The sequence below is a fragment of the Gemmobacter megaterium genome (genome assembly GCF_900156815.1).
Taxonomy (GTDB): domain Bacteria; phylum Pseudomonadota; class Alphaproteobacteria; order Rhodobacterales; family Rhodobacteraceae; genus Wagnerdoeblera; species Wagnerdoeblera megaterium.
In genome coordinates, this window is sequence record NZ_FTOT01000001.1 from 585080 (window position 1) to 598363 (window position 13284).

13 protein-coding genes and 1 tRNA gene are annotated in these 13284 nt (G+C 60.4%); 6 read left to right on the top strand and 8 right to left on the bottom strand.

Features of this window, described 5'->3' with window-relative positions; translation table 11 throughout:
- Window positions 1–85 precede the first annotated feature (85 nt).
- The gene (locus BW970_RS20485) at window positions 86–277 is read right to left on the bottom strand and encodes a hypothetical protein (protein ID WP_144038854.1); all 192 of its coding nucleotides are present in this window, start codon (window positions 275–277) and stop codon (window positions 86–88) included.
- Between the two features lie 25 nt (window positions 278–302).
- Window positions 303–620 (bottom strand): TraR/DksA family transcriptional regulator, encoded by a 318-nt coding sequence (locus BW970_RS02710; RefSeq protein WP_076528429.1) that lies wholly within the window; start codon window positions 618–620, stop codon window positions 303–305.
- Window positions 621–770: 150 nt separating this feature from the next.
- Here BW970_RS02710 and BW970_RS02715 point away from each other — a divergent pair, with 150 nt between their 5' ends.
- From BW970_RS02715 to BW970_RS02730, 4 genes are all read left to right on the top strand, one after another.
- Complete coding sequence (locus BW970_RS02715; protein ID WP_076529192.1) at window positions 771–1634, top strand: MBL fold metallo-hydrolase; 864 nt, start codon at window positions 771–773, stop codon at window positions 1632–1634.
- A 92-nt stretch (window positions 1635–1726) separates the two neighbouring features.
- Complete coding sequence (locus BW970_RS02720; protein WP_076528431.1) at window positions 1727–2161, top strand: YeeE/YedE family protein; 435 nt, start codon at window positions 1727–1729, stop codon at window positions 2159–2161.
- Between the two features lies 1 nt (window position 2162).
- Entirely contained in the window at window positions 2163–2597 is a 435-nt protein-coding gene (locus BW970_RS02725; protein ID WP_076528433.1) for a DUF6691 family protein, read from the top strand.
- Window positions 2598–2608: 11 nt separating this feature from the next.
- Entirely contained in the window at window positions 2609–3040 is a 432-nt protein-coding gene (locus BW970_RS02730; RefSeq protein WP_076528435.1) for a protein tyrosine phosphatase family protein, read from the top strand.
- Window positions 3041–3054: 14 nt separating this feature from the next.
- Here the strand turns inward: BW970_RS02730 and BW970_RS02735 are convergent, their stop codons facing one another.
- The 3 genes from BW970_RS02735 to BW970_RS02745 form a co-directional block, all read right to left on the bottom strand.
- Window positions 3055–3258: a hypothetical protein gene (locus BW970_RS02735; RefSeq protein WP_159441413.1), complete on the bottom strand. Its 204-nt coding sequence runs from the start codon at window positions 3256–3258 to the stop codon at window positions 3055–3057.
- Between the two features lie 83 nt (window positions 3259–3341).
- Window positions 3342–3812, bottom strand: coding sequence for a serine O-acetyltransferase (locus BW970_RS02740; RefSeq protein WP_076528438.1), 471 nt, complete (start codon window positions 3810–3812; stop codon window positions 3342–3344).
- A 95-nt stretch (window positions 3813–3907) separates the two neighbouring features.
- Window positions 3908–4945, bottom strand: a complete 1038-nt coding sequence (locus BW970_RS02745) for a cytochrome-c peroxidase (RefSeq protein WP_076529194.1) — start codon at window positions 4943–4945, stop codon at window positions 3908–3910.
- Between the two features lie 328 nt (window positions 4946–5273).
- On the opposite strand from BW970_RS02745, the gene BW970_RS02750 reads away from it, so the two are divergent.
- Both BW970_RS02750 and BW970_RS02755 read left to right on the top strand, forming a co-directional pair.
- Window positions 5274–5350: transfer RNA gene (locus BW970_RS02750), tRNA-Pro, on the top strand.
- Between the two features lie 638 nt (window positions 5351–5988).
- On the top strand, window positions 5989–7305 hold the full coding sequence (locus BW970_RS02755) for a tyrosine-type recombinase/integrase (RefSeq protein WP_076528440.1): 1317 nt from the start codon (window positions 5989–5991) through the stop codon (window positions 7303–7305).
- 96 nt (window positions 7306–7401) lie between these two features.
- On the opposite strand, the gene BW970_RS02760 is transcribed toward BW970_RS02755, so the two are convergent.
- From BW970_RS02760 to brxL, 3 genes are all read right to left on the bottom strand, one after another.
- Window positions 7402–9219 carry a UvrD-helicase domain-containing protein gene (locus BW970_RS02760; RefSeq protein WP_076528442.1) on the bottom strand — a complete coding sequence of 606 codons (1818 nt, stop codon included), beginning with the start codon at window positions 9217–9219 and terminating at the stop codon, window positions 7402–7404.
- Complete coding sequence (locus tag BW970_RS02765) at window positions 9210–11063, bottom strand: ATP-dependent nuclease (protein WP_076528444.1); 1854 nt, start codon at window positions 11061–11063, stop codon at window positions 9210–9212. The genes BW970_RS02760 and BW970_RS02765 overlap by 10 nt, the downstream gene beginning before the upstream one ends.
- A gap of 138 nt (window positions 11064–11201) precedes the next feature.
- Window positions 11202–13283: a BREX system Lon protease-like protein BrxL gene (brxL, locus tag BW970_RS02770; RefSeq protein WP_076529196.1), complete on the bottom strand. Its 2082-nt coding sequence runs from the start codon at window positions 13281–13283 to the stop codon at window positions 11202–11204.
- Window position 13284: the final 1 nt, after the last annotated feature.

Below are 13284 nucleotides of genomic sequence, written 5' to 3' on the forward strand. Positions count from 1 at the left end.
CCTCCTGTCATCAGTTCCGGGGCATTAACAGGCGCGGGGGGGGCTTTGGCAAGACCATGCGCGGCTCAGTTGCGCCGATGTGGGGTCAGACGGGCATGTTGTCGAACAGATCGTCCAACGTCTCGTCGCCGATATCGGGCTCGATCGAGGCGGGCAGGATGCGCGACAGCTCCTCCAGCTCGGCCAGCAGAGCCGTCAGGGCGGGATCATTGTGCGACAGATCTGCGGCCTTGTGGGCAAGATGGGCCATTCGGGTGCTCAGCTCCTTTGGGGTCATGTCGGGATCCTTCCCTGGCGCGCGCTCAGGGCGCGCAGTTCCGGCAGAACGGCGTATGTGGCAGCACATCCAGCCGCTCGGCCGCGATATCGGCGCCGCATTTCGTGCAGATGCCGTAGTCGCCCGCCGCAATCCGCTGCAACGCGGACTCGATCTGGCGGATTTCCTGCAAGCCGCTGACGCCGATGCCTTCCAGCACCTCGTCGGCCTCGCGCTCGGTGGCCAGATCTTCCCAGTCCCTGGACTGATGCGACCCCAGCTCATCGTCGATCTGCACCAGCCGTGCCTTCAGAATGGCAAGACGGGCCTCCAGACTGGCCTTGCGCTCGGACATCGTTGTCATCGGCACCTCCCTGTTCGCACCAGACTTGGCCCAGACGGCGGGGCCGCGCCTTGATGCAGGTCAATCCGATGCCGCTTTTCATATTCAATTCTTGAAATATGTATGGAAGATGTCCATATTGGCGCCAAAGCAACTCACGAGGCCATGACCATGACCCCGAAAATCCATTCGTTCTTTGACGAAGCCACCAACACCATCACCTATGTCGTGCAGGAACCCGAGGGGCGTGCCTGCGCCATCGTCGATTCCGTGCTGGATTTCGACTATGCCTCGGGCCGGACCGATACGCGATCCGCCGATGCGGTGGTCGAATTCATCCGTGATGCTGGGCTGGAGGTCGCCTGGATTCTTGAAACCCATGTCCATGCCGACCACCTGTCCGCCGCGCCCTATTTGCAGGAACGCCTGGGCGGAAAGATCGGAATCGGCGAAAAGATCACCGTCGTGCAGAACACTTTCGGCAAAATCTTCAACGAAGGCACACGGTTCCAGCGGGATGGCTCGCAATTCGACCAGTTGTTCACCGAAGGTGACAGTTTCCACATTGGCCAGTTGCGCGGCGATGTGCTGCACACGCCCGGCCATACGCCTGCCTGCCTGACCTATGTGATCGGCGATGCCGCCTTTGTCGGCGACACGCTGTTCATGCCGGATTTCGGCACGGCCCGCTGCGATTTTCCCGGCGGATCGGCCGAGACGATGTGGGATTCGATCCAGAAGATCCTCGCCTTGCCGGACGAGACGCGCATTTTCGTCTGTCACGACTACAAGGCCGAAGGCCGCGACCAATACGCCTGGGAAACCACCGTCGGTGATCAGAAGCGGCTGAACAAGCATATCGGCGCCGGAAAATCGAAAGAGGATTTCATCCGTATGCGCACGGAACGCGATGCGGAACTGGCCATGCCCAAGCTGATCATTCCCTCGTTGCAGGTCAATATGCGGGCCGGCCAGATGCCGGAACCCGAAGACAACGGCGTCAGCTACCTCAAGGTGCCGGTCAACGGCCTCTGACGGCCGCGCAGCATGTCGGGATAGGGCCGGGCGCGCGACCGGCCTGCCATGCGGGGCGCTTGCCCCCGAAGCCAACCAACAGGACACGATACATGATACTGAATCCAATCGACTGGGCCTGGGGCCTGGCCGGCGGCCTGATCATCGGGCTGGCTGGCGCTGTTTTCCTATTGATGAACGGGCGCGTGATGGGGGCGTCAGGCATTCTGGGCGGTCTGATGGACCGCAGCGGATGGGCGACCTGGGGCGAACGGCTGTCGTTCATCGCCGGGCTGGTGGTGGTGCCGGGCGTGGCGGCGGTGATGATCGGCGGCGCCGAGACGCATGTGACATCGAACCTGTGGGTGGTGATTGCGGCAGGGCTGCTTGTCGGCCTTGGCACCCGGCTGGCGAACGGCTGCACCTCGGGTCATGGAGTGTGCGGCATCTCGCGGTTGTCGCTGCGCGGGATTGCGGCGACCTTTGCTTATCTGATCGCCGGGGGCGCGATCATGGTGGCGGCACGGCACTGGCTGGGGATCATCTGACATGAAGCGCAATCTGTTTTCCGCCCTGGCAGGCGGGCTGTTCGGCCTGGGCCTGCTGATCTCTGGCATGGTCGATACGACCAAGGTGCAGGGCTGGCTGGACATTTTCGGCGTCTGGGATCCCACGCTGGCCTTTGTGATGGGCGGGGCGATCCTGCCGATGGCGGTGGCCTGGCGCATTGCGGCGCGGCGGCGGGTGGCGGTGCTGGGCAATGCGCTGCCCGAGCCCCCCTCGCACCGCCTGAGCGGTCGGTTGATCGTCGGATCGCTGCTGTTCGGCGCAGGGTGGGGGCTGGCGGGCCTGTGCCCCGGCCCGGCGATGGCATCGCTGAGTTTTGGTGGCACGGGCGGACTTGTATTCATGCTGGCGATGATGGCAGGTATGCTGGCAGCCCCCGTGTTCAACACCAGTACTTCGGTACCCAAGACCGCCTGAGGATCATTGCCATGGACATTCGCCAGATCACGCCCGGTTACGCCGTCAGCCCCCAGATCGACCCCCAGGATCTTCCCGCACTCAAGGCTGCGGGCTATACCCGGATCATCAACAATCGGCCGGATGCTGAAATTCCGCCCAGCCATCATACCGAGGTCATGCAGGCTGCGGCAGAGGCGCTGGGGCTGGAATTCGTGGTGAATCCGGTGGTCGGTGGCGCGATCACCATGGAAAATGTCAAGACCCAGGGCGCGGCGATCGACGGTGCGGCCGGGCAAATCCTGGCCTATTGCGCCAGCGGCAACCGATCGTCCATCGTCTGGGCGCTGAGCCAGGCGGGCAAGATGCCGACCGACGACATCATCGCCCTGCCCTCGCGCTATGGCTACCAGATGGAGCAATGGCGCGATCAGATCGAGACACTTGCGCTGCAACACGGCTAAGCGCGACGACAGGGTCATGCCCCACCGCCCGACGGCCGGGCGGTGGGGCGTTCCATCTGGCAGGCTATGCGCCGGATCGGCCAGCCAGGCCGTGGCGGCGCCGCACCTGTCAGACAGGCCAGCCGCTTGCGTAGCAGCGTCGTCTGTTCGGCCAGTCGATCTAGTTCAGCACGCATGTCGGCAAGATCGGGCACCGGAGAGGCCGCAGGATGATGCAAGGGATCCTCCATTCATTCGGAACGAGCTCCAGCCTGCACCAATCCGGTTAAGAAACGGCAAAGACCCCGCCATCGGCCCGCCCCTACAGGAGGCGCGCAGGTATTCCCACGGCGACGCGCCCTGCGGGCACATCGCGCAGCACCACGGCATTCGCCCCGATCCGCGCCCCGTCGCCAATGGTGACGGCGCCAAGCACCCGCGCACCGGCCCCGATATCGACCCCGGCGCCGATCTGCGGCGCCTCGGGGGTCGAGGCGACAAGCCCGATCGTCACTTGCTGAAATATCAGACAGTTGGGGCCGATCCTGGCATCCGGGTGAATCACAATCCCGTTGGGATGCGGCATCAGCAGCCCGCCACCGATCTGGCAGGTCACCGGAATATCCGCCCCGGTCACGACCGACCAGAGCCGATGCTGCAAGACCCACCACCGCCGCGCCAGCCCCCCCCGCGCCGATTGCCACTTCCGGATCGACCGTAAGAGGCGCCGGGACGGATCCCAGAACCGGGTGGGTGTCTCGCGGCTCCAGTCTGGGTCTGTGAGGATGCTCATGCGGGCAGACTAGCCGGGCCGCTCGCAAATGCAAGCGGCCCTGTCTGCTTGCGCGACAGGGCCGCTCGGTCCGGGCACCCTGCCCGGCGTCAGGTTCAGCGTACCTCGGAGGTCGGACGTGGGGTCGTCGCCGTTTCGGCAGGCAGGATTGGCAGGACAACGTCCGGCAGCGTCCCCGTCAGGCTGTCAAGGAAGGCGACCATCTGATCGGCTTCCTGATCCGACAGCGCCTCGCCCAACTGGCTTTCGGCCATGATCTGCACTGCCACCTTCAGATCCCAGACCTTGCCGGAATGGAAGTACGGCGCCGTCAGCGCGATGTTGCGCAGGGGCGAGGCACGGAAGACATATTCGTCATCCACCGTTTCCGTGACCGCAAAACGGCCCTTGTCATCGGGCGGCAGGATCTCGGCTCCGGGCTTCTCGATCAAGCCAAAGGGATAGTACCCATGCCCCCCGACGTTCACCCCGGAATGGCAGGACGAACATCCCTTGTCGATGAACAGTTGAAGGCCGGCCTTCTGCTCTGCGGTCAAGGCTTCGTCATCGCCGTTCAACCAGGCGTCGAACGGCGCGGGCGTGATCAGCGTTGCTTCGAACGCTTCGATGGCCATGGCCATGTTGTCGAAGTTCACCGGCGCGTCCGACTCGGGGAATGCGGCCTTGAACCACTCCTGATAGGCTGGCATCGAGCGCAGCGTGGCCTCGACCGTCTCGGGCGTGTTGGCCATTTCGACACCGGCCTGCACCGGGCCCTTGGCCTGTGCCTTGAGGTCTTCGGCCCGGCCATCCCAGAACTGCGCCTCGTTCAGCACGGCATTCAGCACGGTCGGAGAGTTGCGCGGCCCCTTTTGCCAGCCATGGCCAACCGAGGTTTCCATGTTGTCATCGCCGCCCGTCGTCAGGTTGTGGCAGCTGTAGCAACTGAACACGCCAGAGGCCGAGATCCGGGGATCAAAGAACAGCGCCTTGCCCAGAGCGATCTTTTCCGGGGTGACACGATTGTCTTTCAGCGCCGGGATCGTCGAGGGGAGTGGAGCGAAATACTCCTTGGCAGTGTCGCGCAGTGCATCGGCCTGAGCGGCACCGGCAAAGACGGCGGTGGCGCAGAAGAGGCTGGCCAGCAGTCGCATGAGAATCTCCGTTTCCTTGGGCTCGCGTTCCCACATGCACTCTGGCACGCTCCTTCAGCGGAAACCTTGACTTGGATCAATTCTAAACAAGAGGGCGGGCAACCCGGCAAAGACCAGGCCCGGCACCGGCGGTGGCCGCTGGTCTGACGGATCGTCCGGGTACATCCGGGCGCCATGTCGCGCCGGTCAAAGGGCCACCCCTGCTCTGCGCCCACGGCCCCGGCGCGCCCAGGATTCGCCCCGGCATTCGCACCCGCAAGATATTTCTGGCCAACCCACTCCCCCCTCTTGCCTTTCCCCACCGGACAGGTTACGCCGCGCCCAAGGTCGGAGCGTAGCGCAGCCTGGTAGCGCACCTGCTTCGGGAGCAGGGGGTCGGAGGTTCGAATCCTCTCGCTCCGACCAATTTCCCGTATTCTGTCAATCTGGTGATCGGCCACTTGCTGGCCTTCCCCATAGCTTGGCAACGAAGTTGCAGCGGGCGGGCGCGTGCCGGTTGCCAAGGGGGCCTTGGTTCGGGAACCAGCCGCACGCCCGGTCAAAACGCCATTTGCTCTGAAGGGTGCGCATACCTGCGCCTTGGCGCATTGTTCATGGCTCTGGATGTTTGGCAACTCCAGCGCGCCAGAGTGGCGCAACGCCATGGGCGACCGAACGGTGCGACACCCGTCAAGGACAGTTGGGGTCGGGGCGCCCGCCCCGGCAAACAGCCATGAGGTCTCACGAACGGCAAAACGACACCATTCGGCAAATCCCACGCAGAATGCGCGGCGCGCGAAGAGCCTGCGGGCCTGTATTATTGGTGCATACCGGGGATTTGGCGCACCCGAGAGGATTCGAACCTCTGACCTTCGCCTTCGGAGCAATTATTAGCAGTCTATCCGAAATGTGCGATGGACTACGCTATAGTGCGATAAGACACTGAAATAACTTTACTTTCCAGCGCAACACGACGGAAAAACATAACCGAAACTACGCTGTGGCTTTCCTCCAAGTGCTTACGTGGTGCTTACGCGAGAGCCCGACTGGAAAGGATAAATTCCATGCCCAAGATATCGAAACGGCTTGTTGAGAGCGCCATAACCAAGCCTAGGGACTACGTCATCTGGGACGATGACCTACCCGGTTTCGGGTTGAGAGTCTTCGCGTCGGGCAAGCGCAGCTATGTGATCCAATATCGAAGCAACGGATCTTCCCGGCGTTTCACCATTGGACTTCACGGTATCTGGACACCCGAGACTGCACGACGCGAGGCGAAGGCACAACTCGGGCGCGTGGCTCAAGGCGATGATCCGGCGGAAGAAAAGCTGGAGGACCGAAATGCTATGACGATCAAGGAACTTTGCGAACGTTATATTGGCGATCTCCATGCAGGCCTCATCCAGGGCAAACGCGGCCGGCCCAAAAAACCGGCGACAATCACCACCGATATTGGCAGAATCAATGGCCACATCATCCCAGTCCTCGGCAAGAAGCGAGTGCGCGATCTGAGTAAGGCTGATGTGACGAAGATGATGAACGACATCTTGATCGGGAAAACGCGCGCAGTCAGGAAGACCAAGAACCTTCGCGGCAAATCCATTCTTCGCGGCGGACCAGGGGCAGCAAGTCGTACCGTCGGGTTACTCGGCGGGATTCTTACCTATGCGAATGACGCCGGAATCGTGGACCGAAATGTTGCCCATGGCATCAAGAAACCAAAGGATCAGGTTCGCAACCGGCGCCTGAGCACCGCTGAATATCGGGAGATGGGCGAGGCGCTGAAGCGAGCGGCAACCGATCCCGATCTTGCTATGATGACAGATATCGTGCGGCAGATCGCTCTGACTGGCTGTCGACGTAGCGAGATCATCGGGTTGCGGTGGAGCGATGTGGACCTCTCGAACAGTTGCCTACGGCTCTCGGAATCAAAGGAAGGCGCGTCGATCCGTCCGATTGGCCTTCCGGTGGTCGAGTTCCTAGAGATGCAGCGCGAAGCTGCTACGGGAGATTACGTGTTTCCTGGATCGCGGGGCGGCAAGGCGTATGGCGCCTTTCCCAACAAGTGGAAGACGATCTTCGCCGGAACCGCACTTGAGACGATCACGGCCCATGTCCTTCGGCACAGTTTTGCGAGCATTGCCAATGACCTTGGTCTTAGCGAGATCACGATTGCGGCGCTCCTTGGTCATGCCAACAGTTCGGTGACCAGTAGATATGTCCATACGCTGGACAACACGCTGGTCATGGCAGCCGACACCGTCTCTGGGTATATTCAGGGCCTGTTGGACGGCAAGGAATTCAAACAAACTGCCTATGCCTTTGATCGATGTGCAAGAAAGGCATCACTCGAGCAGTTTCTTCAGGACGCCACGGAGTAGTTGTTCCGGGCCTCCTTAGTTTGGGGCCACTATGTAAGGCTGAGCATAACTTGCGCTTCTATCACAGCCAGATTCAGGTATGTGATAGAGTGCGAACTATCTATTATCACCCAGAAGAAGAACGCAGGGATCGCTTTTTGGGGTCAAAATGGTCGTCTGCCGCTTACCTCTGGTCACGCTGACACGGAAATTCTGCCGCGCCTGATCGTCGATCTGCTCCCTAGAGTTGAAGCGCACGATCCTGTCGCCATTGTAGGGCGGCTGCCCCTTTCGTTTGATGGGCCAGTGTTCAAAGATGACGACCTCATCGAACTGCTTTCCCTTCGCCTTGTGCATGTTCATCACGATGACTCCAGACTCGGGCTTCGCGTTCGTCGAAAAATGCTCCTGAATGAAAGCCTGCCTCGTGATAGCCAAGGCATTGCGATAGCCGCCGTTGTCGCGCCAATTCTGGGACAGCTCCTGACGAAGCAGGGTGCCGCGCTCCAGGATACGGAGATTACGCACCTCTTGTCCAATCTCCTTCAGGCGCGCGCAGCCCCCATCCTCCAGAACCCGCCGCAAAGCGCGCCAATCCTTGTCGGGGTCACCCGTCAGCACAACGGCACGGGCCTGCTCGTAGACAGCAATCATGTTGACGAGGATGCTGTTTTTGCGGATCGCCTTTCCTGCTGCCTGAGAGGCCAGCCACTCGTCATAGGCCTTGCGGATGTTTGCGGCTTCCTTAAGCGCACCCTGTGTCGGCCCATCGCCGCCTTTCCCCTGAAAGTAGTTGCACATCAGTTCGATGAACTGGCCGAAATGGCGGTCGTCGGCTGGCTGCATGAGAAGAGCAATGATTTCCGCGCCTAGAATGGCGGCCTCCAACTCAATGACCGCCGAGTGGGGCACCTCGACCATGCCGGCAGGCGGCTGGCGCAAGGCATCGGATACCAAGCGAGTCATCCTCTTTGTCGGCACCAGAATGGCCAGTGACCAATTGACGACGCCCGCATCCACGAGACGCTTCCGCGCCTTGTAAACCGTCGTCACGAGCTTGGTCATCGCCGGATCGGGAAACGGATCGAAGACATCAAAATCGATGCCCTTGTAGGCATCCTGCCGGAATTTCCCGGTGAGCACGTCGTTACCGAACAGCGCGATCTCGGTTCCGGCGCTACGGTGATTGTCTGTGCTCAGGTCCACTTCTGTCGGCTTGAAGGCTTTCCGGAAATGGTCGAGCCGGGCAGGATCGGCGCCGATCCAGTCGTAAATACGTTGCTCCGGGTCCGCCAAGGCGACCAGGCGGCAGACTTCGCCCAGCGCCTGGACAACACGCCACTGCGCCTCGTTGGTGTCCTGGAACTCATCGAGGATGATGACAGGGTACATGATGGCGATAAGGCGTCGGATACGCGCGCTGCCATGAAGAAGATCGCCCACATAGGGGGCATAAAGATCAAAGCACACGCGGCCGTCTTCCGTTGCAAGGCGCGCGCGTTCTGTCTCTTCCGCGACCTTTTTCGCTGCTTTCTGCGCGTCCGTTAGATTCCGGGCGGGAAAACCTGATCGGGCGGCCGAGAGCGCAATGGCCTCGCCGGGCGGCGTAAGAATGCAGAGCCGCCGTGGCAGGCCGATGAGATAGCCGTGGGCCTTCAGGATGCGCCAGAAAAAGGAATGGTAGGTTTCGACGTCGATGAGACGCTTTTGGGCAGGCGGGATCTGCTGCTCGTATTCGATCGCCTCGACTACGCGGGAAACGGTGGCGCGGGCAAAGCTGAGGAACAGGACCTTCTGACCGGGGCGAAGGTCCCACTCGGCAATCTGCGCCGCCTTGAGGATGGAGATGGTGGTCTTGCCGGAGCCCGGCCCACCTGTGACCAGGAGATGACCGCCTTCCTCCATGATATCCAGTTGGCCCTTAGTCAGTTCCATCGACGACCGCTTCCAGGTGCTCCTCCGCAGCGACGGGTGCGGCAGGTTGGTCCATCGCCCGCAGGCGCAGGAAGACAGGCATCCTTCAACTTGACCGCCGCATTCCGGAGCCATTGGGGAATCTCAGCCTCGCTGCATTGCGCAAGAAAATCGGCAATGCCCCAGCTCCCTTTCGACTTCGTGAAATAGTCCGTCAGGGCGGCAGCAGCCTGCGCCTCCGGATCGGGATATTTCTGAGCCAGGTCTTGGGGCCAGTCAATCAGCTTGGTGAACCGCTTCAAGGCGGCCTCCGTGGTGCCTTTCAGCACCATGGCCTCAAAGCCTTTTTCCTCGTGCATCAAGAGCAGCTCGACCTGCGCCTCAATGAGGTCCTTGTTGGCCTCGCTCTGCTTGTCGCAGATCGAGAAAGTCCGTTTTCCGAGGTCTCGGTAGAGCTTTGCCATGCCGGGGATGTCGGTTTCACCGCCGGCATCGACGATGCAGACGCCTAGCGCCTCAAGGGATGCGTAGGTATCAGGTTTGAGCACGGCCAAGCGACGACATGCGACGGGAAAGGCCGAGGTTTCCGTGGCGCCTTCCGCCACAAGAACACGACGGGCAAGCAATCCTTCGCAGAAGCGTGTGCGAAACTGCTGCCGATAGCGTTTCAGCTTCACATTGTCCGGGAGAGTGATGGCCTTTTGCTCCAGGACCCCTTCTCCATCGCGCCCGAGCACCACGGTCTCCTCGACCGCAAACTCCTCCAAAACATAGGGGGAGTGGGACGTGAAGAGCGCCTGTGACGCGAGCTTCCGCACCTCGTGAACGATACGTTTCTGCGCGTAGGGCGGGATTGCAGTCTCTGGCTCCTCCATGGCGAAGATGACATTTTGTTTGTCTTGAGCAATCTGGGAAAGCATTGCTAGGACGAGCATGTTGATGGTGCCCGTGCCCTGCCGATAGAATGGCGCCGCATGATCCCCGTCACCCGTAGCGATGAAGGCCGTGATCACCTTGCGCAAATGCTCGCGGGTCAGATTGGAGACCTTGAGATGGGGCTCCACGCCCCACTCTTTCGGCACGTACTTCTTCAACGCCGCGTTGATGCTCTCCAGCACGGGGGAAATGCCGAGCTTCGGATCACTCGCGACCGAGATGCCGGCCAAGGTGCCGAGGGTGGCCTCCCACATCTGTGGTCTGACTTCTTTGAGGCGCAGGATGATGTCGAGCAGACTGCCCCGCTCCAGGCTCAGGGCGCGCGAACCTGTGCGAAGAGAACGCAGGTAGAGGAAGCCGCACACTTGCTTGTGTTTTCTAGAGAACGGCTCGGGCCGATCGCTCTCGGTAAGGCTGCGGGTGAAATAGGTCTTCCCCTCGAAATCGTCCTCTTCGGCATCGTACCAGCCGAGGAACGTGACACGCAGCGCTTCGGTGATGGTGGCAGCATCCACGCCGGCCGGATTCGGCTCGTCGTAGAAGGTGTCGGTCGCCCCGTCCCAAAACTCGGTGTAGTCCCCGAATTTCCCCTTTTGCTCGTCGGTGAGGTCGGCAACCGTCACCTCGATCTCGATCCTCGGTGGTTCGGCGTCGGTTTCCGGCGCTGGAAGCTCTCCATCGCCGCCGTCGCCAGCCGCCTCGGCCGCTGGCGCAGCAGGCGCGAGAAGATACGCCCCCCGGAAGAAATCATGTTCGTCGATAGGCGGCTGACGATTGAGCCGGTCAGGCCCAAGGACCAGATCAAGCGCTTCGAGTATAGTCGTCTTGCCAGTGTTATTGTCGCCGATAAGCACACCGTGCTGCGGCAGGAGCAAAGTTGCGGACTTAATGCCCCTGAAGTTATTTATCGTTATCCGACAAGCCCTCACATCTGCCCCCTTTGCATGGGCTCACCTCGAGACCCGATGCTAAACCTCACTTCTATCCCGAGCTGCGACTGTTCACGCAAATTTACCGATCATAGTTGGGCAAAGACGCGACGTCAGCGATGCTTGTAAACTACAGTTTCATTCGTTCTCGACATAGGTCACGTAGAAACCCTTGACCATTCGATGCTCTTGCATTCGCTCCCCCAGTGAAAAACCGTTCATCTTTCGGGGGGTCGGCTGAAAAATATCCAGCCCACGATCCAGAACCATCTTCCATCCAGTGTCTGTGGTGATGTCGCGGGCATGGAGCGTTCCGCTCCCATCAAACGCCCAGGTGAAATCAACGCCTGTGCCTGTGCAGGCCTCTGCGATCCCGTCCAGGCATTCCCGTTGCTCCTGAATGTTCCCATCGTCAGGGGCGGTGACGAGATGCACTGCGACCTGATCCTCGGGCTGTTTGCGCCGGATCAGCATCTCGATCAGTTCCATCACGTTGCGCGCCTGATGATACTTCCGGATATAGGGGTCGGTGATAATGATTCTGGTCGCACCATCCGTCCACGGACCAAAGATCTTGTCGAAACTGATGCCCTTGCGGTTTTCCGTGAAAACGAGATGTCCAGGCTTCGGAACAGACGCAGGGACAACGGCAACAGCAGGCGCTTCAGAAGTGGCCGGTGCTGAGGACTGCTGAGCGGGAACCGGCGTGATCGCAGATTGCCCCCCGCTGTCATCCCCATCGCCAGTCGATCGGCGATGGTAGAACTGGGGAAACTCCTCTTCCTCCAGCGTGGTGACAGCGCGCTTTGCACCATCCGAAGCGATGTAATGGAAATCCGCTTCCTCGAAAGTGCTGTCGATCCGCAGGAGCTGGTCCTTCACCCGCTTGCGGCATTCAATCGCAAACCGCAGCAGCTCTTCCACTTCGGCTTCTGTCTCGCCACCATTCGGGAAGATCAGCTTCAGCAGGCCTGACATGGTTTTGTTGATCGCGGCGCGATCCCGGATGTGGGTCTGAACGGGCACGGTGAAGAACCGATCTGGCCGGTGCGAGAAGTCCTCGGCACGCAGATGGCGCAGGATTTCGGCCAGATAGTCGACGATGAACCCATAGCCAGATGTGAACATCTCGCCCCGGATGATATCGACCTCCCATCCGGGCAAATAGGCGTGCAACCGATCGATAAAGGCGCTGTCGTGGAACTGCGGCGGCAGAGCCTCGAACAGGTCAGTATTTTTCAACATCCATGGGACATTATGATCCGTGTTGCCGACGAAGGCGAAGCTGGCCTCGGCACCCATCGGATTTACACCGCGCGAAAACTGCTTGTTCGCCATGTAGTTCTTCATGATGTCGACGAGCGCCTTGTTGGCCGTCTTCTCGCGGCCGGCAAACTCATCAAAGGCCACGACGTCCCAATAGCCGACCAGCCCAATCCGCCCATTGGAATTGTTCACGAAGAGCTTGGGAACCGTAACTTCGCCGCCAGAGATCAGCTGACCATGGGGTGAGAACTCAGAATAGATATGTGATTTACCGGTGCCCTTGGGGCCAAGCTCGATGAGGTTATAGTTCCGCTCGACGAAGGGGACCAGGCGCAGCAACTGCAAAAGTTTTGACCTGCGCCCGAACAGAGAAGGATCGAAACCGATGCTCTGCATCAGCAGATCGATCCATTCCTCGGTGGTAAATTTGTCCCGCGTTTTGCGATAGCCGTCATAGTCGACGCGGGCGATCTGGATCGGCTTAAGCGTGTCGATGATCCAGGGGGAAATCCGGCTGTCTTCCGAGAACTCGTACTGCACATCAGCGATGCACCAGATACCCGTTACTAGCACTTTCGGATGCGCCTTGACCGTGGCGCTGTCGATCGCGACCCGCTTGATCCCGAGGTTTTCGAACACCGCTTCATAGGCATCAGTCTTTTCGTTCAGCGCCACGCTGACCTGATCGATGACCTTGTAACGGCCGCGCTCCTTGATCGTCGACTGGACCAGCCCCGCCTCTGAACGATGGACGTAGTGCTTGCGCAGGATGTCCTTGACCGTCTCGATGCCCGTCGCGATCGAGGCCTCGTCGTCGGTCGCACAATATTGGCCGAGGAGGTATTCAAGCACATAGGTGGGAACAATGGCGTTCCCCTTCACCGCCTTCACCAGGTCTTTGCGGACCACGAAACCGGCAAAATGCTCGTTGATCTTGTCATCAAGGGTCGACATC

Excerpts from the sequence above, each read along its gene's own strand:
- BW970_RS20485 (WP_144038854.1), bottom strand. The coding sequence starts at position 277 with ATGACCCCAAAGGAGCTGAGCACCCGAATGGCCCATCTTGCCCACAAG.
- BW970_RS02710 (WP_076528429.1), bottom strand. The coding sequence starts at position 620 with ATGACAACGATGTCCGAGCGCAAGGCCAGTCTGGAGGCCCGTCTTGCC.
- BW970_RS02715 (WP_076529192.1), top strand. The coding sequence starts at position 771 with ATGACCCCGAAAATCCATTCGTTCTTTGACGAAGCCACCAACACCATC.
- BW970_RS02720 (WP_076528431.1), top strand. The coding sequence starts at position 1,727 with ATGATACTGAATCCAATCGACTGGGCCTGGGGCCTGGCCGGCGGCCTG.
- BW970_RS02725 (WP_076528433.1), top strand. The coding sequence starts at position 2,163 with ATGAAGCGCAATCTGTTTTCCGCCCTGGCAGGCGGGCTGTTCGGCCTG.
- BW970_RS02730 (WP_076528435.1), top strand. The coding sequence starts at position 2,609 with ATGGACATTCGCCAGATCACGCCCGGTTACGCCGTCAGCCCCCAGATC.
- BW970_RS02740 (WP_076528438.1), bottom strand. The coding sequence starts at position 3,812 with ATGAGCATCCTCACAGACCCAGACTGGAGCCGCGAGACACCCACCCGG.
- BW970_RS02745 (WP_076529194.1), bottom strand. The coding sequence starts at position 4,945 with ATGCGACTGCTGGCCAGCCTCTTCTGCGCCACCGCCGTCTTTGCCGGT.
- BW970_RS02755 (WP_076528440.1), top strand. The coding sequence starts at position 5,989 with ATGCCCAAGATATCGAAACGGCTTGTTGAGAGCGCCATAACCAAGCCT.
- BW970_RS02760 (WP_076528442.1), bottom strand. The coding sequence starts at position 9,219 with ATGGAACTGACTAAGGGCCAACTGGATATCATGGAGGAAGGCGGTCAT.
- brxL (WP_076529196.1), bottom strand. The coding sequence starts at position 13,283 with ATGTCGACCCTTGATGACAAGATCAACGAGCATTTTGCCGGTTTCGTG.